The sequence below is a fragment of the Streptomyces sp. NBC_01013 genome (assembly GCF_045162765.1).
Classification (GTDB): Bacteria; Actinomycetota; Actinomycetes; order Streptomycetales; family Streptomycetaceae; genus Streptomyces.
In genome coordinates, this window is record NZ_CP108687.1 from 1497201 (window position 1) to 1517925 (window position 20725).

Sequence of the window (20725 nt, forward strand, 5' to 3'; positions counted from 1 at the left end):
TTCGGTGGACGCCGGCGCCGGGGCGGCCTAGCTTCCCGGCGTGGACCTTCCCCGTAGTTTCACCATCCGCGAGAGCGGCCATCGCGTGCACAACCCGTTCACCGAGGAGAATCTGGCCACCCTGGGCCGGGCCCTGCGCCTGGCACCGGGGACCCGGATCCTCGACCTCGCCTGCGGCAGCGGTGAGCTGCTCTGCACCTGGGCGCGCGATCACGGCGTGACCGGGACCGGGGTCGACATCAGCACCGTCTTCCTGGCCACCGCCGGGGAACGGGCGCAGGAGCTCGGGGTGGCGGACCGGGTCCGCTTCGTGCACGGTGACGCGTCCGGCCATGTCGCACCGGAACCCGTGGACCTCGCCGCCTGCGTCGGCGCCACCTGGATCGGCGGCGGCGTGGCCGGCACGGTCGGGCTGCTGGAACGCTCGGTGCGGCCGGGCGGACTGCTGCTGATCGGTGAGCCCTACTGGCGCCGGGAGCCGCCGGACCTCGCAACCGTCCAGGCGTGTCACGCGACGGACCGGGACGACTTCCGCGCCCTGCCGGAACTGCTCGAACACTTCGGGGAGCTGGGCTGGGACGTGGTGGAGATGGTGCTCGCCGACCAGCAGGGCTGGGACCGGTACGTCGCGGCCCAGTGGCTCAGCATCCGCCGCTGGCTCGACGCGAATCCCGACGACGAACTGGCCGGTGAGATGCGTGCGGAACTGACCGCAGGGCCGGTGCGGCACGTCCGTTACCAGCGCGAATACGTGGGATGGGGCGTGTTCGCCCTGATGAAGCGCTGATCCCGGAGGGCGGCGCGCGACGGGCCCTGCGCCGCTCCGTCACGAGTGGTAGAGCACCCGCACGACCATGGTGTCGCCGGGCAGGCCCTCCAGGTAGGCGTTGAACATCTGCTCGTAGTCGGGGCCCCCGCCCTCCACCCAGCGCCCGTCCAGGGTGAGCAGGGCGGGGGTGGGCAGCACGGCGGCCACATGGCGGGCCACGTAGGTCTCCCGGTCCTCGTCGAAGTGGAGGACCGGGTCGGAGGTGAACCGCTCCTCAAGGGCGGGGTCCGCCTCGATCGCCTGGATCAGGGGCTGTGCGCGGAAGGAGGCCACGGCCGCCTCCCTGGCGTGTTCGGGCTCCAGGGTCCTGGCCCGCTCGGCGAAGTGGTGGAAGGGAAGCGCGGGCGGGTAGCGGTCGGCGAAGGCGTGGTACGCCGTCCAGGTGCCGCCCGCGCGGCGTGCCTCGGCGGCGCGGGGCGTGTCGAGGTCGAGGATGCCGCGCGGGCCGCCGTGGCACTGGGAGGGCGGCAGGTCCTCGGTGCTGTCGGTCCAGTCGTCGTACCGCACCAGGCGGGGGTCGTCCTCGTGACCGGGCAGCACGTCGAAGAGGCAGCCCGCCCCGGAGACGAACCAGTAGCTCCACTCCCCCACCCAGTCCGGGTGGGGGCGGTCCTCACGGTCGTACCAGAAGGGGGCCATGGCCTGCCCGATCGCCTGCTTCAGCCCGTCGGGGCCGACGGGCGGCAGACAGACGGTGATGCGCTGTTTGCCCATGGTGTCCCCTTGCGTGGTGCGGTGCTCGGTCGTGTGGTGCGGTGCGCGGCCCACCTTGGCAGGCCGCGACGGTCAGGCGGTCGGCGGGGGGCCGCAGGAGACGACGACGTCGTCGCAGCCGCGTTCCAGCGTCTTCCAGCCCTCCCAGATGAACGCCAGGTCGCCCAGGATGCCGGCGCCGTTCATGATCTTGCCGCCGAGGCCGCCGCCCCCGCGCTTGCCGCTACCGGTCTCGCTCCCGCGGCCACCGGGCCGGCCGGTCCCCGGGGCGCCGCCGCCGCGGAACCCGCCCGACGCGTGGGTGTCGAAGAAGACCGACCCCGGTTTCCCGTCCCCGGCGAAGATCACTCGGACGTTGGCATTGCCGACGAACCTGTCCCGGACGGCCTCGGCCTGTTCCATGCTGTGGGCGACGAAGACGACCTTCTGGCTCTGTTTCTTGCCCTCGATGTCGAGCTTGTTGTTGATGGTCTTCTCGATGCTGTCGAGGGACTTCCCGCTGACGGCTTGCGTGGACTCGTTGGCGTCCCAGGTCTCGACGTCCACGATCTTGCCGTTCTTCCAGGTGACCTTGATGAAGTCGGCGGTGGCACCGGCCACCCGGTGGTTGCCGTTCGCGTCGTGGACCAGGCCCTTCTTGGGCAGCACCGCGTTGTCGTCCTGCCAGAGGTATTCGCTGCCGTTGCCCGTCTTCGGGTCGTACAGGTCGAGCGACGTGCGCAGGTCGTCGTTCATGAACTCGATCGCGACGCGCTCCGACTTGATCTTCCCCGGCGAGCCCACGGTGTGCGGGACGCCCCGGTCGTCGTAGATGACGCGGTAGGTCTTGTTGCCCTGGGTGACCTTCGTCTCCGTGAGCGCCTTGGTCGGCTTCACCTTGTCTTCCTTGACGCTGATGATGCGTCCGCCGCGGCAGACCGCGGTGCCTTCCCAGCACTCGATGGGCTGGAGTCCGTCGGGGTCGCTCTTGGTGATCGGGTTGTTGTTGGCGTAGGCGTAGCCGTTGATCTGGAGGGGGTCCGCGAAGTCGACCACGGGGTCGGCGGAGAGGAAGCGCCCGGTCGACTGGTCGTACTCGCGGGCGCCGAGGTGAGTGAGTCCGGAGTAGGTGTCGTCGACGCCGGTGCCGAGGTAGCTGCGGGCGTTGGGCCAGGTCTGGGGCCGGGTGCCGCGCACCTCTCCGTACGGCTTGAAGGAGCGGCGGGTGACGGGCTGGCCGGTGCTCTGCTCCACGGAGGTGGTGGCCGTGCCGACGGTGTCGTTGAGGAGCACGCTCAGGACGTGCGTGGAGGAGCCGTTCTTGCTGACGCGGACGACGGAGGGGGCGCCGGGGTGCTGGTAGATCCGGCTGGCCTTGAGCAGGTTGCCCTTGGCGTCCGTGCTGACCTCGGTCTCACCCAGGAACAGAGTGGTGCCGGCCGCGGACTTCTGCAGGATGCGGTTGCCGCCGGTGTCGTAGACGTACGTGGTGCGGTCGGCGAGTGCCCACTGCTGGGCGGCGCCGGTGGCGCAGGTGACGACCTGGAGGTCGGTGCCCTCGGCGTCGGTGGTCCCGGGCACGGCCAGGCACTTGCCCGTCGCGGCGTGGACGAACGCCTTGTCGGCGGCGCGCAGGGTGAACTTCTGCGCGGTACTGCCGTTGCAGGCGGCGAGTTGGACCAGGGCGCCGTTGACGGTGGCGCACTTGCCTCTGATGCGCAGGGTGTCGCCGGTGGTCTGCCATGCCTGCGCCGGCGTGCCGTTGCAGCTGTGGAGCTGGATCGGGGTGCCGTCGGTGAGGGCGTCGCTCTGGAGGTCGACGCACTTGCCGTTCAGGCCGGTGATCGGCCCGGCGCCGTCGCCCGTGCCGGTGACCGAGGCGAGCTTGTTCTCGGCGTTCCAGTCCAGGACCTGGTCGCCGCCGGTGAGGTGGCGCTCGGTGGTGTTGCCGGTGGCGTCGTTGACGTAGGTGGGGTCGGTGCCGGTGGGCCGGTCGACACTGGTGAGCAGATGGGGCTGGGTCAGGGTGGGGGCGCTGGTGCCGTTGCCCGCCACGGTCTTGCCGTAGCCGTAGGTGGTACGGAGGTCCAGGGCCGGGTTCGCCGGGTCGCGGTCGGTGAGCGAAGCCCGGTTGCCGACGGCGTCGAAGGTGAAGGACTGGTAGTAGGAGCCGGCCGTGGTGGCGACCGACCCGGTGGCGGGGGCCGCGGCGTCGAGGGACGCCTGCATCTCGGCGTCGGGTGCGCCGGCGTCGGTGACGGCGTCGGGTGCCTCGGCGATGGGTCCGGCGCTGCTCTGGCCGTCGCTGCGGTAGCCCCAGGCGGTGCCGGACGCGGACTTGCAGCCGGTGGCGGCGGTCACGGCGAGGCCGGAGGTCCAGGCGTGGACCAGCTCACCGAGGTAGTCGTAGGTGAAGCACTGGTTGTCCCAGGCGGACGCGGTGCCGTCGGTCTGCTTGCGGGCCGCCGACGTGAGGTTGCCCGCACGGTCCCAGGAGTAGTAGGAGTCGGATATCCGGTGCGAGGACGTGGTCTCCCGGTCCCAGACCGTCCGCTGGAGGCGGCCCGTCTCCTGGTTGATGAAGTTGGTGGTCCACACCCGGTAGGGCTGGGGGCCGCTGACGGTCCGCAGGGGCTCGCCGTACGCGGAGTAGGTGACGTCGGAGGTGTACCAGCTCAGGCCTGAGGTGGACTCGGCCAGACCGTCCTCGTTGTAGCGGGTGATGACCTTCTCGGCGGCCAGACCCCCGATCGCGGGCACACTGACGGAGAGCTGCTTGCCGCCTTCGGTGTACGCGTAGCGGTAGGTGTAGGTGCCGGCGAGCTTGGGCCCTGCCTGGGACGGCACCACGATCTCTCGGGTGGCCGGGCGGTACTTGTCGTCGTAGGCGGTGATCCGGTCGATCCAGTCCGCGCCGGCCTCGTGCCGGGTGGCGCTCGCCGCCTTGCCGAGCGCTCCCGGCAGGTCGTACGTGAAGGACTTGACCGGGTCGGCGGTCGCGGAACCCTGACGGACCTTCAGCACACGGCCGATGGCGTCGTACTCGGTGTACGTGGTCTGCCGGCGCGAGTCGGTGGCGGACGCCTGCCGGCCGAGCGCGTCGTAGGTGAAGGAGGCGCTGCCGATGTCGGGGTCGGTCGCGGAGGCCAGCAGACCGCGTGTGTTGTAGGTGTACGTCCAGAGGTTGCCCGCGTGGTCCTCGATCCGGCTGCGGTTGCCCCGGGCGTCGAAGGAGTACCTGGTGGTGCGCCACTCGTCCTGGGTGCGGTTGGTGGAGTGGTCGATGCGGACGATCCGGCCGCGCGCGTCCGAGTAGGCGCGCACGGCGGGGGCGGCGCCACCGGCCGGGCGGGAGATGGTCCAGTTGTCGCCGTACTCGACGCTGTCGTACCAGACGGCGCTGCCGCTGTGCACGGTGGTCTTGCGCACCGGGCGGCCGAGGCCGTCGTAGGTGTTGCGCACCAGGTTGGGCACCAGGGTGTCGCTGACCCGCTTGAACTGGCCGGTCTCGGGCTCGCCCTTGGCGAGATAGGAGCCGGTCTGCTCGGAGACGAGTCCGTGGTCGTCGTAGCGTGTGTCCTGGATGATCCGGCCGGGGCCGTGCGCCTCGTCCTGGGTCTGCACGGGGCGCATCAGGCCGTCGTAGACGGTCACCTGGCGGCTGTAGCTGCCGTTGTCCTTGAGGGAGCGGACGGTGACGGCGGTGGGCCGGGTGACGGTCGGGGTCGCGGTCGCCATCTGGTAGTCGATGAGGACGTCGGGCGTCGCGGCGTCGGCGGACCAGCCCTTCACCAGGCGGCCGAACGCGTCGTACTCCATGCGCGAGACGTGCCCGTTGGCATCGGTCACCGAGAGGGCCAGGCCGCGGCCGGGATCGAGGGTGGTGGTGGAGGCGTGCCCCTTCTGGTTGATCTTCTTGATCGCGGTGACGGGGCCACCGGCGTCGCCGGGGGTGTACTGGGTCTCCGAGACGCCCTTGAGCGGATCGGTGATCTTCCGCACCCGGCCCAGCGGGTCGAAGGTGTTGGTGTGGACGATCGAGTAGGCGGATCCGTCGTCGTCGAGCGTCGCCGTGGTGGTGGCCAGGCCCTTGACCGGCGCCGCGCCCCAGGCTCCGTCGTCGTAGCTGGTGCGGACCGCGCTCATCACCTGGGTGGCCGGGTCGGCGGTGGCGTGGCCGGCGCAGGAGGTGGAGGTGGTGCGGATCTCCTTGGGCAGGCCGACGAGGTTGGCCGCCTCGTTGACCACGTAGGACGTCTTGGCGCAGGTCTGGTCGCTGAGGGTCTCACCGCCGGCGCCGTCGGGCTTGACCACGGCCGACTCGACCTGCTGCGGCAGTCCGTAGGTGTCGTCCACGACGGTGGTGGTGCGCACGCCCTGCCAGCTGCTGCCGAGGGTCTGCAAGGTGTCGCTGCGTTCGAAGCCGCTGCGGTACGCGGTCAGCGGCGCGAGGCCGCCCTCGCGCTCACGGGAGGCGGTCTGCTTGGCCCAGGGCCGGTTGAGGACCCGGCTGGCGACCTTGCCGCCGGTACCGGTGTACGCGATGGTCTCCGCGGTCATGCCCGCGTAGGGGGCGATGTCGTCGGCGGTCAGGGTCACGGTGCCGGTGGAGTCCTTCACCGGGCCGCCGGCGCCGCGGAAGTAGCGGGTGACCGAGTAGGACTGGGTCTGTGGGCGGCCGGGGGCCGGAGAGATCTTGCTGCCCTTCGACGTGGCCACCTGCTGGTAGCCGCGCCACTCGCTGTACGTGCGCAGAGCGGGCTTGCTGAACTCGTCGTCGCTCTTGCCCCAGGCAGCGCCCGAGTAGTCGTAGCGCGTCGAGATCCGGGCGGAGACGCCGGTGATCCGGTCGGTCTCGGTCACGGTGTGGACGACGTACTTGTTGAACCAGGCCAGCGCGGGCTTCTCGACCTCCGCGTCGGGCGACCAGCGGACCGGGAAGCAGGTGCCGTGGTTGTCCTCGGGTGCCACATCGGGCTGCACACGACAGCCGCCCTTGTAGGTCACCTCGATGTCGGCCCCGTGTTCGGTGGCGACGGCGCCGATGCGCGGCCGGGTGAAGCCGGGGCGCGGGTCGGAGGAGTTGCGGGGCACCAGGTTGGGCAGCTGCTGGTCCTTCAGGTACGTGCTGAGGGGGTGCGCGGAGCCGGTGCCGACGACGTACGGCTGGAAGCTGACGCCGGACTTGGTGAGCAGGGTGCCGCTGGTGTCACCGGGGCGGAAGCCGTAGTGCTGGATGGAGTTGAGCCACAGGCCGGGCGAGGTGTCGTACCAGTCACGCGGGAAGGAGTGGTCGAGCATATAGGTGTCGACCTTGGACAGGCCCGCGACGCCCGGGCGTTGGGCGTAGGTGGTGATGCCGCCGAGCCGCATCCGGTTCCAGAAGGACGGGAACGCGGGGCACAGCTTGGAGTCGCTCTTGCAGTTGAGGTTGCCGGGGCTGTCCCACCACGGGCGGTAGGAGGCGGGGTTCTTGGTGTCGTCGAACTTCGCCGAGTCGCAGACGGTGGAGTCCTGGAGACAGCGCTGCGAGAGCAGGAAGTCGATCTTCGCGGCCGGAGTGGCGCCGAGGGCGCCCTCGCGCAGTCCGTACTCGACCGAGTCGGGCAGACCGCCTCGGACGTACTTCTCGGGCGTCTTGAACTTCTTGTTCACGGCGTAGTAGTTCGTCGACTGGTGCCAGTTGACGACCATGACGTTGCCGTTGACGTCGGTGACCTTGTCCAGGCCCCAGTGCCAGGCCTGCTGCTTGGTGGTGTCGCCCTGGCAGCGTGAGTCGGCGAAGGCGGTCGCATGGCAGGGCTCACCCGGGTGGTTCCCGAAGACGGGAACGGTGAAGACGGACTGGGTGTCCTCGTGACCCCCGCCGATCTTGTTGAGCCCGTAGGTGTAGACGGTGCCGTCCCGCTTGGTGACCACCCAGTACTCGCCGTTGTTGTCGCCGTTGGTGGCGCCGGTCTTCAGCTCGACCCGGGTGCCGTCGTCCTGCTGCGGGCGGTAGCGGTCGGTCTCGCCGATGCGGACCAGTTCGGTCGTGGCGCCGCCGAGCGACATCACGGCGTTGTAGGAGACCCAGCACAGGTCCGACGTCTTGGACTTCTTCGCCGCGTTGTTGGGGGCTCCGGCCGCGATGTCCTCACGGTCGTCCTTGCAGGTGCGGTAGCGGCGCTCGATGTAGCCCGGGTTGTAGTCCCATCCCTCACCGATCCACGACGCCTGCGGCGAGGACGTGGATGTCTTCGCGTCCACGCTCTGCGAGTTGTAGTCGAAGGAGATCTCGGGTGCGGGTCCGGCGGGCGCCGGCGGAACGTCGATCGGATATGACCAGGTGAAGGCACCGGACGAACTGCCCGCCGACCACTTGCCGTTGGACTCCAGCGGCGTCGCCTTGAAGGAGCCGCTCTCTCCCGCGCCGGAGTCGACCGCGCCGACCACGGCACTGTCACCACCGGCAGCCGCCTGCCGGGCACCGGTGCGGTATGCCGCCTGGACCGTGCCGGTGCCGGTCTCCGGCGACGCGGGCGCCGAGGCAGGCGTGACGGTGCCGTCGGCGGCGGGGTCGACGGTGGCCGTCAGGGTCTTGGCGCTGGTGTCGTTGACCGTCTCCAGCTCCTCGTAGGCCTGGCACTCCTCGGCTTCGGGCGTGGTGCGGTAGCACTCGGGGAACTGCACAAAGGTGAGCCGGGAGGCCCAGTCGGCGCCGTAGAAGTTCTGGTACGCCTTGTAGTCGAGCTGCACCGAGACGGGTACCGAGCCGGTGACGGGGGCAGTGACCGTGACGAGCGCGCCGTCGATGCCATCGGCCTCGGGGGCGGTCCGCGGGGAGACGCCGACCTGCCAGGTGCCGGTGGGCGTAGCGGCGCCGGGGGCCTGGCCGATCTTCACGGGCAGGGTGCCGACGGGTTCGAGAGCGGCGGCTTCGGGAGTGGCCGTGCCGGCGATGGACCGCACGCCGGCCTGCTGGACGCCCGCGGCGCCGAAAGTGACCGATCCGGTGCCGCCCGTGGGCGGAGTGACGGTGCCGGCCGGCGCCTGCTCAAGGTCGGCGGGCGGAGCGGCTTCGATGCTGTCGAGCCCGGCGTTGTGCGTACCGCCGTCGACCCGCTGCTCGGCCGGGATCTCCAGCAACGAGACGTCGTCGCGCGCGACTTCGGCGGATTCGGGGTCTGGCGGCTGGGCTGCGGCCGTGAAGGGCAGCAGCCCCACGAGCAGGGCCGCGCCGACAACGGGCACCACCGCGGAGCGCAGGCGAGCACGGCACACGGACACGAAAGCAGGCACGGACGAGGTCCCCCCGGGCGACAGAAGGCCGCACCCGGACAGTGCGCGGGTGCGGCCGGCGAACGGCCTGATTCTGTGGGGCACTTGTGAAGAAAAACCAGACAGCCCGTGATCATGTGATCATCGCCACAAATGCAAAACGGTCGACTATATCGCCAGTTACGGCAAAGAACTACCTATGCCGCCGATCGTACCCATGAGTATCTGAGGAACTTTTGGGATCTGTCGCCCACTCACACACGGCCCTCGTCAAATGCCCACTACACGCGTCCCGTTGTGTGGCGATTTAGGCACCCGCGCGCTCGCCGGGGTCTCAGGCCGTGCCGATTCCGGGTCGAGGACGGCGCGCGGCCTCGAACGCCGCCCGACGCCGCCCGCCCCCTGACGACAGATGACGGCCCCCGGGAGGTGAGCCATGATCTGTCCGCTGTTGTCGCAGCTGTCACAGCTGTTTCACAGGGGGAAAGGGAAATCTCATGCCGAGCCGATGGCGCCGATGGCGCCGCTCGCCCGCTCGCCGGCCGGTCGCCGCCGTCGCCGCCGCTGTGGTCGCGGCGTCCTGCCTCACGGTCGTGGCACTGAACGGCAACGACCAGGCGGAGCAGCCACGCCGCCCCACCGGCGCCCGCCCGGCGCCGCTGGGGGAAGCCGACGCCGCCGCAAGCGCCGGGAAGACCGGGAAGGCCGTCGAGGCGACCGCGCTGCGCACCGCGTACGCGACGACCTGGGCCCGCCCGGACGGACTGCTCCAACGCCGGATCCACGCCAGCCCCATCCGGGCCCGGGTGGGAGGCGTCTGGAAGGCCTTGGACACGGATCTGCGCCGGGTGAACGGCGGTTGGGCTCCCAAGGCGACCAACGTGGGCATGGTCTTCTCGGGTGGGGCGGGCAAGCCGTCGGGCGCACACGGGCATACGGGCGCCGAGGGCGCCACGGGTTCCGGCACCCGTGCGGGTGAGCGGGCCGTCCAGCGCGCCGACCGCTCCGCTCCTCGCCGGGTCTCCCTGCTCGGCGGCGCCGCCACGGACGCCTCCGCCACCGTTGCCGCCGCGAACCCGCTGGTGACGCTCACGGTGGACGGTCACGACATCGTGCTGACCTGGCCGGATGCCGTGCCCACCCCCGTCATCGACGGGCCGCGTGCCCTGTACCCGGAGATCCTGCCCGGCGCCGACCTCGTCCTGACGGCGGCCGACGGCGGGTTCGCACAGCTCCTCGTCGTCAAGAACCGTCAGGCAGCCACCGACCCGCGCGTGGCGCGCCTGGCGTACGGCCTCAGCTCCCCCGACCTGGACTTCGCGCTCGACCCGGTCACCGGCATCGTCTCGGCCGTCGACATGGACGGTGTCGACATCGCGGAGGCGCCGACCCCTCTGATGTGGGACAGCGCCGGCACCCCGGCCCTCACCGACGGCGAGGCCGGCAGCAGCGCGTCGCCGACCGCCCCCGAAGTCATCCCCTCCGAGCCGGAGGTCACCGGCACCCCGGACGAGGAGCCGTCCGAATCGCCCGAACCGACCGATCAGATGGCGGACACCGACCAGGAGGACCCCCTCCCGGAGGCGCTGCCCGAGGCGACCGACGAGGCCGCCGATCCGTCGGTCGTCGCCGAGATGGAGGGCACGTCACCGCCCGTGCCGCCGGAGCCGAGCCCACTGCCCACCCAGACCGGTGCCGCAGCCACACTCTCGCTGTCCGGTGTCAACGGCCCGCAGCCCGACTCGCACGGCTCGCTCGTCGATGTCGACCTGGACGCGGGAACCTGGGTGTTCAGCCCCGACCAGGCGTTTCTCGCCGACCCGACGACCGTGTACCCCGTCTTCGTGGACCCGTCGATCAAGAAGCACACCAACGACTGGACGACCGCCTACAGCCGCCACCCCACCGCCACCTTCTACAACGGCAAGAACTTCAACCGGGGCGGCACCGACGAGGCCCGCGTCGGGTTCGAGTCGGACACCTGGGGCACCTCACGGTCCTTCTTCAGCATCGACTGGGATGCCGACCTCAAGGGCTCCACGGTGCACAGCGCCAAGCTGCGCGCCCTGGAGACGTACTCATGGTCGTGCAGCGCCCGCAGCATGACCGTCCATCTCACCGGGACGATCAGTTCGAAGACGAACTGGAAGAACGCCCCGACGATGAACAGTGGCAACAAGATCGGCGGGGGCAGCTTCGCCCACGGCTGGAAGTCCGGCTCCTGCCCCGACGAGTACGTGGTCTTCGACGTCAAGGACAGCGCCAGGAAGGCCGTGGCGGGCGGCTGGAAGACGATGACGATCGGCATGCGGGCCTCCGACGAGAACTCCCAGTACTCGTGGAAGAAGTTCCAGGCCAACGGCGGCAACGACCCGTACGTCGATCTGTCGTACAACCGGCCGCCGGCTACCCCGAGCAGCCTCGACCTGGACCCGGACCTGAGCTGTGACACCACGTCGCCGTACATCAACGTCGGAGCCTCGTCGCTGACCTTCTGGGCCAACAGCTCCGACAAGGACGGCAACCTCGCCTCCGTGAACTTCGAGCTGTGGCCGACGGGCGGCAGCACGTCCAACCTCCTCGGCAGCAAGGGCAAGGTGTCGGTCGGCAGTCAGAACAGCTCGGCGCGTGTGCACACCGACCCGTTCTCGACGGGCAGCACCGGCCTGAAGCTGGTCAACGGCACGACGTACTCGTGGCGTGCCAAGTCCGTCGACAAGTACGGCGCCACCTCCGCCTACTCTCACACCAAGATCCCGTGCCGCTTCGTGTACGACACGTCGAAGCCGTCGCCACCGCTCGCGTCCTCGGCCCAGTTCCCGGATGCCGACGCCTCCGACAACGGCTTCGCGAACGACTCCGAGGACTCGAAGTGGAGCACGGTCACCTTCGGTACGGCCGGCACCTTCACCTTCCGGGCCCGGCAGACGGACGTGGTCCGGTACGAGTACGGCTTCAACCAGGCGTCGTACCCCTTCTCGGTCAACCGCACCAACGGCGCCGCGACCACCACTTCGACTCCGGTGTCGAACGTGAAGCCGCCGCTCGCCGGGCCGAACGTGCTCTACGTGCGTGCGGTGGACGACGCCGGGAACGTCTCCCAGCCGCTCAAGTACTTCTTCTACGTGACCCCGAGGGACAAGGCCGACGCACCGGGTGACTTCACCGGGGACCGGCGGCCCGACCTGATGGTGGTCGACGGCAACGGAAATCTGCGCCTCTACCCGTCCGAGTCCACGACGGACCTGGCCAAGGGAACCGGTGATCTCGACTACTCCATGTCGGGCGCCTACCGGGGCAACCCCGCCAAGGACCCCAACGGGGACGACGGCCTTCCCCCCTACGCCGCCGCACCCTCCGGGTACTGGAAGAACACGCTGATCACCCACCTCGGTGACTTCTACGGAGGTGACGGGCTCCAGGATCTCGTGGCCGTCCGCGAGAACGCGCTGTGGGTCTATCCGGGCGACGGCTACGGCGCCGTCAACATCGACAAGCGTCAGCGGGTGCTGCTGCCGTCGAACGCGCCCGCCCCCTCCACGATCACCCAGATCGTGGCGGCCGGGGACGCCACCGGAGACGGGAAGACCGACTTCTTCCTCACCGTCGGCGATGCGATCTGGGCGTTCACCGGGTACAACGGCGCCAGCATCGAGCAGGCCGTCCGGCTCTCCAGCTCGCCGTGGACCGAACGCGACATCGTCAGCGTCCAGGACATCACCGGCGACGGGATCACCGACCTGATCTACCGGACGGACGTCTCCAGCCGGCTCCTGCTGCGCACCGGCAAGCCGGCCGCTTCGGGCGACGGGGTCGACCTCAACTCCCTCGCGGCGGCCGTCAACTCGGCGAACGGGGTGGACGACCAGTACGGAGCCTCGGGGTGGGGCAGCAGCAACATCCGGTTCCTGTTCGGCACGCCCGACGCCGACGGCGACAACATCCCGGACATCTGGACGCTCCGCACCGACGGCGCGGTCCGCTTCTACGCCGGTTCCCGGACGGAGATGGCCGGCTCCGGCACGGAGATCGTGAGCAAGAGCGGAGGGGGCTGGATCAACAAGATGGCGATCGGCTGAGGCCCCGCACAGCAAACGGCTCCGCACCCCTGCCCGGGTGCGGAGCCGTGGTGCGTATCAGGCGTCACGCCACCTGCGCATCCACCACGTCAGGCGATGCGCTCGAAGACCGCGGCGAGCCCCTGACCGCCTCCGATGCACATGGTCTCCAGGCCGTAGCGGGCCTCGCGGCGGTGCAGTTCCCTGGTGAGGGTGGCGAGGATGCGGGCGCCGGTGGCGCCGACGGGGTGGCCGAGCGAGACGCCCGAGCCGTTCACGTTGATCCGTTCCTCATGGTCCTTCTCGCCGAGGCCCAGCTCGCGGGTGCAGGCCAGCACCTGGGCGGCGAAGGCCTCGTTGAGCTCGATCAGGTCGAGGTCGGCGAGGGTGAGCCCGGCGCGGCCCAGCGCGGTGCGGGTGGCGGGCACGGGACCGATGCCCATGGTGGCGGCGGGCACGCCCGCGCGGGCGAAGGAGACCAGGCGCACCAGCGGGGTGAGGCCGAGGCGTCCGGCCGTGGCGGCGCTGGTCACCAGGCAGGCGGCCGCAGCATCGTTCTGGCCACTGGCGTTGCCTGCGGTGACGGTCGCCTGCGGGTCGGATCTGCCCAGGATCGGCCGGAGTCCGGCGAGTTGCTCGGCGGTGGTGTCGGGGCGGGGGTGTTCGTCGGCGGTGACCACCGTTTCGCCCTTGCGGTGTTCGACGGTGACGGGAACGGTCTCCGCCTCGTACCGCCCCTCGGCCGCCGCCCGGCCGGCACGCTGCTGCGAGCGCAGGGCCAGGGCGTCCTGGTCGGCGCGGCTGATGCCGTACTCGCGGCGGAGGTTCTCGGCCGTCTCGATCATGCCGCCCGGCACCGGGTGGCTGAGGCCGCCGGCGGTGACGCGGCCGCGGGCGAGCGAGTCGTGGAGCTGGAGGCCCGGGCCCTTGATTCCCCAGCGGCCGTCGTGCGTGTAGTAAGGGGCGGCGCTCATCACGTCGACGCCGCCGGCGATCACCACGTCGCTGAACCCGGCCCTGATCTGCATCGCCGCGTCGAGCACGGCCTGGAGGCCGGAACCGCAGCGGCGGTCGGTCTGGAGGCCCGTGACCGACTGCGGGAGCCCGGCGTCCAGGGCGGCGACCCGGCCGATGGCCGGAGCGTCGGAGGACGGGTAGGCGTGCCCGAGGATCACTTCGTCCACCCGGTCCGGGTCGATCCCCGTGCGGGCGACGACCTCGGAGATGACGCGGGCGGCGAGGGCGGCCGGTGTCTGCCCGGCGAACACCCCGCCGAAGCGGCCGATGGGGGTGCGCAGCGGTTCGCAGATCACGACATCGTTCTGGTCGGACACGGCGGGGGCCTTTCCGGGGTGCGGCAGGAGGAGAGGAGACACAGGAGACAAGCGGACAAGGGTCCGACACGACCCTCGCACCCGGCGACTGAGCCGGTCCAATATCCAGTTCCCCCTGATTCAAGACGCACCGCGTCTCAATGGGGTGGCCGACTCAGTGGGCGGGGGTGGGCAGCGCGTCCTCCGCGACGGCGAGCACCGCGCGCAGGGCGGCCGAGGGGTTGTCCTCCCGCCAGGCCAGCGCCGCCTGCCGCCTGATCGGTGGCCCGGCCAGGGGCCGGTAGACGAGGCCGCTCTGCTGGATGTGCTGGACGGAGGTGACGGTCAGGGTGACCCCGACGCCGGCGGCGACAAGCGCCAGGATCGTGTACGAGTCGGGCGCCTCCTGCACCACCCTCGGGTTGAACCCTGCGGCCTCGCAGGCCCCGACCATCGCGTCACGCACCGTGGATCCCGTGTTCGCGGGGAACGAGACGAAGGGCTCCCCGGCCAGCACCTCGATCGCCACGCTGTCCCGGGCGGCGAGCGGATGGTCGGAGGGCAGCGCGCACACCAGCTCCTCCTCGTCGATCACCCGGAAGGCCACGCCCGGCTGCGTGACCGGCAGCCGTACGAATCCCAGGTCGAGCGAGCCGTCCGCGACCCGGGCGAGCGCGACGTTGGCGTAGGTCTGGCCGGTCATGACGAGCTCGATCGCGGGGTGGGCGGCGCGCACCGCCCGGGTCAGCCGGGGCAGCGTCGCATGGCTGGAGGCTCCCGCGAAGCCGATGCTGACCCGCCCGTACTCACCGCGGCCGGCCGCCCTCGCGGCCCGTACGGCGGTGTCGAGGTCGTCGATCACGGTCCGCACCGGCTGGAGGAACGACTCCCCCGCACTGGTCAGCCGCACCGAGCGGGTGTTCCGCTCGAAGAGCTGGACGCCCAGCTCCTTCTCCAGCTGACGGATCTGCTGGCTCAGGGGCGGCTGGGCCATCTGCAGTCGCCTGGCGGCCCGGCCGAAATGCAGCTCCTCCGCCACGGCGACGAAAGCGAACAGGTGGCGCAGTTCCATCCCCGCCCCTCCTCGGCACCCATTGATTACTCAGCCGTCTTGATTCGAGCTTAATTCGGTATTGGACAGCGATCAATGGCCCCTGGCACCGTGGGGCGACGCGCGCGCCCGCACACGCAGAGGAGCACCGTGGCCCCGACGGACCGGACAGACAGGACGATGTCGATGAAGGCGGCGATCGCCGCCTTCGTCCATGACGGTGCCACCGTCTGTCTCGAAGGCTTCACCCACCTCATCCCGACCGCCGCGGGCCACGAGATCATCCGCCAGGGCCGTCGCGACCTCACCGTCGTACGGATGACCGCGGACATCGTCGTGGACCAGATGATCGCCGCGGGCTGTGTGACCCGGCTGGTCTCCTCGTTCGTGGGCAACTCCTCGGCAGGCTCGCTCGGCGAGCTCCGCCGGCGCGTGGAGAGCGCGGATCCTGCGCCCCTCGCCTTCGAGGAGTACAGCCACTACGGCATGATCTGCCGCTATCTCGCCGGGTCGCAGCGGCTGCCGTTCTACCCGCTGCGCTCCTACGGCGGCAGCGATCTACCGTCCGTCAACAGCGCTCTGCGCAAGGTCACTTCGCCGTATCCGGGCCCGGACGGCGAACCCGAGCAGATCTATGTCGTACCACCCGTCAACCCGGACGTGACGATCATCCACGCCCAGCGGGCGGACCGCAGGGGCAACACGCAGATGTGGGGGCTGACCGGCGTCCAGGCCGAGGCGGTGTACGCGGCGGACAGGGCGATCGTCGTCGTGGAGGAGATCGTCGACGACGAGGTGATCCGCTCGGACCCCAACCGCACGCTCGTCCCCGCGCACGCCGTCGACGCGGTGGTCTGCTGCCCGCGCGGGGCGCATCCCTCGTTCGCGCAGGGCTACTACGACCGGGACAACGCGTTCTACCGGTCCTGGTCGCACATCAGCAAGGACCCGAAACGGCTCCAGGACTGGCTGGACGAGTGGGTGCACGGTACGGCGGACCACGCGGAGTACGTCGACAGGCTCGGCGAGGAGTTCTGGGCGGCGCTCGCCGTCGGCGAGGCGCTCAGCGAGCCGGTGAACTACGGCCGTCGGCTGTGAGCACCTTCGGAGGTACCGCCGCCACGGGACACGGGAAGGACCGGGCCATGACCATCACCACTCCGGACACCGTCACCTCGTCCGAACTGCTCTCCGTCGTCGCCTCCCGCGAACTGGCCGCGCGCCGCACCGTGTTCGCCGGGATCGGGTTGCCGACCCTCGCCACCGAACTGGCCCGTATGACGGTCGCCCCCGACATCGAGGTGGTGTACGAGTCCGGGGTCTGCGGCGCTCACCCCTCGCAGCTGCCCGAGACCATCGCCGACGCGGTGCTGATCACGGGGGCGGAGGCGGTGATCCCGATGCCGATGCTCTTCGGCTGTGTGCTGCAGGGCGGCCACATGGACGTCGGCTTCCTCGGCGCCGCGCAGATCGACCGCCGGGGCAACCTCAACACCTCGGTGATCGGTGCGTGGGACAGCCCGGCGGTCCGGCTGCCCGGCTCGGGCGGCGGTGTGGAGGTGATGGCCAACTCCCGGGAGGTCTTCGTGGTGATGCGCCGTCACCACCCGCGCTCCTTCCCGGCAGAGCTCGACTTCTGCACCACCCCGGGCCCCGACCGGGCGCTCGCCGAGGGCATCCGCCCGCTGGGCGCCGGCGTCACCCGGGTCATCACCGAACTGGGCATCATGGCCCGTGAGGGTGTGGGCGACGAGCTGCGGCTGGTCGCCGTCCAGCCCGGGGTCACCGTGGAGCAGGTCCGGGCCGCGACCGGCTGGGACCTCCGGGTCGCCGACGCCGTCGACGAGGTGCCGCCCCCGACGGCCGCGGAGTTGCGGCTGCTGCGCGAGGATGTCGACCCGGACCGCGTGTACCTGCGCTGATCCACACCCGCCCGTACGCCACCCGCCCCATCGAGAGGACCCGAACCACCATGCGTATCAGGATCGTCGGCGCCGGAGCCATGGGCCGCGGTATCGCCCAGTGGGCGGCCGCCGCCGGACACACCGTCGAGCTGTGCGACGTGCGGACGGAGGCGGTGGCGGAGGCGGTGGGCTTCGTACGGTCCATGCTCGAACGGGCCGTGCAGAAGGGCCGGATGTCCGCCGGGGACGCGGCCGGTGCCGTCGACCGGCTGATCCCGCTGGACGATCCGTGGGCCGAGGGGCCTGATGTCGAGCTGGTCATCGAGGCCGTACGGGAGGACCTGGGCACCAAGGCGGAGGTCTTCGGGAGGCTGGAGCGGGCGCTGCCCGCGTCGGCCGTGTTCGCGACCAACACCTCCTCGCTGTCGGTGACCCGGATCGCCGCCACCCTGAAGGACCCGACGCGTCTGGCCGGACTGCACTTCTTCAATCCGGTCCCGCTGATGCGCATCGTCGAGGTCGTGCCCGGGGCCGCCACGCGCCCCGGGATCCCGCCGCTGCTGACCGCTCTCGTGGAGAACTGCGGACACCGCGCGGTAACCGTCGCCGACACCCCCGGCTTCCTCGTCAACCACGCCGGGCGCGGACTGGCGACGGAGGCACTCGCGCTGCTGGAGGAGACGGTCACCGACCCGGCGGGCATCGACCGCATCGCGCGCGACGTCCTGGGCCTGCGGATGGGCCCGTTCGAGCTGATGGACCTCACCGGACTCGATGTGACGGCCGCCGTCATCGACTCGATCTGGGACGGCTTCCGGCACGAGGACCGGCTCCGCCCCTCCTACCTGACGCCGAACCGTGTGGTGGCCGGGCTGCACGGGCGCAAGACGGGGCGCGGCTGGTTCGCGTACGGCCCCGAGGCCGCCGCGCCCCTGCCGGAGGAGCCGGTCACCGGCGATCCGGACCGGCCGGTGCACGTCGTCTCCGTCTCCCCGGCCGGGGACGCGGACGCCACCACACTGCGGGAGGCCCTGACTGCGGCGGGCGCCACGGTCGAGACCGGTGCCGAACCATCCGCCGGGGCCCTGGTGCTGGTCCCCGTCTGGGGCACCACGGTCGCCTCAGTGGTGGCCGCGCTGGGGCTGCCCACTGGGCGCACCTTCGGAGTGGACCCGCTGCCGGCGGCCGGGCGCCGCCGGGTGCTGGCCGTGACCCCGGCCGCGGAACCTGCGGCGGCGCGGGACGCGCGCGCGGTGCTGGCACGGGCTTCGGACGGCGGCGAGCCGTTCGCGGTGTCGGTGGTACGGGACACGGCGGGCTCGGTCGCGCAGCGGCTGCTCGCATCGATCGTGTCGGTGTCCGCGTCCATCGCGGAACGCGCACTGGCCACCCCTGCCGACATCGATCTGGCGGTGACGACGGGGCTCGGCTACCCGGTGGGCCCCCTGGCCTGGGGCGACCGGGTGGGCGCGGCCCGGATGCTGGAGCTGCACCGGGCGCTGCACGCGACGACGGGTGACCCCCGCCATCGCCCGACCCGCTGGGTCTCCGAACGCGCGGCGCTCGGCCTCGCGCTGACGGACCCGGGCACGTCGCCGGCGGACTGTGTGTAGGGCAGAAGGGGCCGAGGGGAGGAGTGGGCGGCGCGCCGACCGGCCCCGCTCGGTCCACGCACCGGACCGCGGCCGGCAGACGACGTTCCGCGCCGGCCATGACCGGCCGGCCGCGCGGTCACAGGCGCAGTCGATGCGGCCCACCGGTCCCGCGCAGGCCGCTCACCGCTCCGCGTGGGGCGGGGAGTTCCTGCCGGCCGCCTGAATCGAAGGGCTGACCCCGCACCGGGTGGGCGGGGACGTGACCGATTCCTTCAAGACCGTGGGCCGGCTCCCGGCCTACGGTCGGATCATGACTCCACGACTCGACGCGATCGCCATCACCACCGCGGATCTGGCCGCATCGCTCGCCTTCTACCGCCGTCTCGGCCTCGACATCCCCGCCGGCGCGGAATCCGCACCCCATGTCGAAGTGACTCTCCCGGGCGGGCAGCGACTGCTGTGGGACACCGAGGACGTCGTCCGCTCCTTCGACCCGGAGTGGGCCGCGGCGAACGGCGGGGAGCGGCTGGGCCTCGCGTTCCTCTGCGACGGCCCGACGGAGGTCGACTCCGTCTACGACGACCTGACCGGCGCCGGGTACCGGGGCCACCTGGAGCCGTGGGACGCGGTGTGGGGGCAGCGGTACGCCGTGGTCCTCGACCCGGACGGCTGCGCGGTGTCACTGTTCGCCGCGGCAGCCTCCTGAGGCGACGCGGATCAGGGGACCCCGGCGTACACGCGGCCCGGCACCGGCTCCGCCGTGCACCGCCCGCCGAGGTGGACGGAGGCGTCCGCGTCACCTTCGGGGCGTTCCGACGACGCGGCGGGGTGTTGTGGCCGTGCGCCCGCCGCAAATTGCGGGACGGCCCTCAGAGGGTGATCAGCCTTGGGGCAACGGCCGCGACGGGGCGAAGTACTCAGTCAGGGTGGTCCCGCCCAGTTCGCGCATCTCCCGCGCGAGATGCGCCTGGTCGGCGCAGCCCGCCAGGAGCGCGGCCCGGGCGTACGGCGTCCCTGTCCGTACGAGCGCCAGCGCCCGTTGCAGCCGCAGCACCCGGGCGAGCGTCTTGGGCCCGTATCCGAAGGAGGCCAGCGAGCGGCGGTGCAGCTGACGGGCCCCGAGGCCGACCGCCTGTGCGGTCTGTGCGACGGTGCGGCCGCTGCCCAGGTGCGCGGCGACGGACCGCATGGCCGGGTCCGGCGGGCAGGTGTCCGCTGCCCGGTGCACGGCGATGTCCTCCAGTGCGGCAGACGGATCGGCGGCGGCGGCGACGCGCTCGGTGAGCTCCCTGACCAGTGCCCCGGGCCACAGATCGGCCAGAGCGACGCGACGGTCCCGCAGTTCGTGGGCCGGTACGCCCAGCAGTGCGGGCGCGGTGCCGGGGGCGAAGCGGATACCGGCGTAGCTGCCGCCGGCCGAACCGGACGGGGCTTCCGCATAGGTGTCGGGGCCGGCGACAAGGAGCCGGCCGTCGGCCCAGAGCAGGTCCATGCACCCGTCGGGCAGCACCGGATGGACCGCTCCCGGCGGAACCGTCAGGGTCCAGACATGCGCACCGTCCACGCGTGACGCGCGCTCTTCGTACCTGTCGCCCATGGCACTAGTCTCGTCGACTGACGGAGAACGGGCGGATCGGCATACCGGGGGCGGTCATGGCGGCACTGATGCAGTTCACCACCGACAGCGGCGAGACGGTGACGGTCGAGGTCGACCGCCACACTCCGGGTGCGCAGCTGGTCGCACGCGACGGCCATGCGCTGGCCCGCGCGGAGCGCACCTTCGACGAGGCGCTCCAGGGCATCCGGTCAGCGGCCGAGTCGGCGCTCGCGGTGTTCCGGGACGGCACCCTGAAGCCGGACGGGGTGGAGCTGGAGTTCGGGGTGAAGATCACCGCGGAGGCCGGGGCGGTGATCGCGAAGAGTGCGCTGGAGGGCCATCTGACGGTCAAGCTGTCGTGGTCGCCGGGCTCGTCCGCCGAGGCGGCCGCGGCCCCGGGCACCCCGCCCGCCCCGTGACGGCCG

General features: G+C 71.3%; 12 protein-coding genes. 7 read left to right on the top strand and 5 right to left on the bottom strand.

What is annotated here, in order from left to right; genetic code table 11:
* The first annotated feature begins 40 nt into the window (after nt 1-40).
* The gene (locus tag OG538_RS06445) at nt 41-787 is read left to right on the top strand and encodes an SAM-dependent methyltransferase (protein ID WP_406091050.1); all 747 of its coding nucleotides are present in this window, start codon (nt 41-43) and stop codon (nt 785-787) included.
* 39 nt (nt 788-826) lie between these two features.
* On the opposite strand, the gene OG538_RS06450 is transcribed toward OG538_RS06445, so the two are convergent.
* Both OG538_RS06450 and OG538_RS06455 read right to left on the bottom strand, forming a co-directional pair.
* Nucleotides 827-1543, bottom strand: a complete 717-nt coding sequence (locus OG538_RS06450; protein ID WP_406091052.1) for a hypothetical protein — start codon at nt 1541-1543, stop codon at nt 827-829.
* Nucleotides 1544-1615: 72 nt separating this feature from the next.
* The gene (locus OG538_RS06455; protein ID WP_406091053.1) at nt 1616-8803 is read right to left on the bottom strand and encodes a ricin-type beta-trefoil lectin domain protein; all 7188 of its coding nucleotides are present in this window, start codon (nt 8801-8803) and stop codon (nt 1616-1618) included.
* A gap of 476 nt (nt 8804-9279) precedes the next feature.
* Here OG538_RS06455 and OG538_RS06460 point away from each other — a divergent pair, with 476 nt between their 5' ends.
* Nucleotides 9280-12861, top strand: a complete 3582-nt coding sequence (locus tag OG538_RS06460) for a DNRLRE domain-containing protein (protein ID WP_406091055.1) — start codon at nt 9280-9282, stop codon at nt 12859-12861.
* 89 nt (nt 12862-12950) lie between these two features.
* On the opposite strand, the gene OG538_RS06465 is transcribed toward OG538_RS06460, so the two are convergent.
* Entirely contained in the window at nt 12951-14174 is a 1224-nt protein-coding gene (locus OG538_RS06465) for an acetyl-CoA C-acetyltransferase (protein ID WP_406091057.1), read from the bottom strand.
* Nucleotides 14175-14328: 154 nt separating this feature from the next.
* Nucleotides 14329-15225, bottom strand: coding sequence for a LysR family transcriptional regulator (locus tag OG538_RS06470; protein ID WP_406091058.1), 897 nt, complete (start codon nt 15223-15225; stop codon nt 14329-14331).
* Nucleotides 15226-15384: 159 nt separating this feature from the next.
* Here OG538_RS06470 and OG538_RS06475 point away from each other — a divergent pair, with 159 nt between their 5' ends.
* The 4 genes from OG538_RS06475 (at nt 15385) to OG538_RS06490 (ending at nt 19409) form a co-directional block, all read left to right on the top strand.
* A complete protein-coding gene (locus OG538_RS06475; RefSeq protein WP_406100007.1) occupies nt 15385-16302 on the top strand; it encodes a CoA transferase subunit A in 918 nt (305 codons plus the stop codon).
* Between the two features lie 47 nt (nt 16303-16349).
* Nucleotides 16350-17126, top strand: coding sequence for a CoA-transferase subunit beta (locus OG538_RS06480; RefSeq protein WP_406091060.1), 777 nt, complete (start codon nt 16350-16352; stop codon nt 17124-17126).
* A gap of 50 nt (nt 17127-17176) precedes the next feature.
* Nucleotides 17177-18721: a 3-hydroxyacyl-CoA dehydrogenase gene (locus OG538_RS06485; protein WP_406091062.1), complete on the top strand. Its 1545-nt coding sequence runs from the start codon at nt 17177-17179 to the stop codon at nt 18719-18721.
* A 292-nt stretch (nt 18722-19013) separates the two neighbouring features.
* Nucleotides 19014-19409: a VOC family protein gene (locus OG538_RS06490; protein ID WP_406091064.1), complete on the top strand. Its 396-nt coding sequence runs from the start codon at nt 19014-19016 to the stop codon at nt 19407-19409.
* A 174-nt stretch (nt 19410-19583) separates the two neighbouring features.
* Here the strand turns inward: OG538_RS06490 and OG538_RS06495 are convergent, their stop codons facing one another.
* Nucleotides 19584-20300, bottom strand: coding sequence for a DUF6597 domain-containing transcriptional factor (locus OG538_RS06495; protein WP_406091066.1), 717 nt, complete (start codon nt 20298-20300; stop codon nt 19584-19586).
* A 56-nt stretch (nt 20301-20356) separates the two neighbouring features.
* Here OG538_RS06495 and OG538_RS06500 point away from each other — a divergent pair, with 56 nt between their 5' ends.
* Nucleotides 20357-20719 carry a CU044_2847 family protein gene (locus OG538_RS06500; RefSeq protein WP_406091068.1) on the top strand — a complete coding sequence of 121 codons (363 nt, stop codon included), beginning with the start codon at nt 20357-20359 and terminating at the stop codon, nt 20717-20719.
* Nucleotides 20720-20725 lie beyond the last annotated feature (6 nt).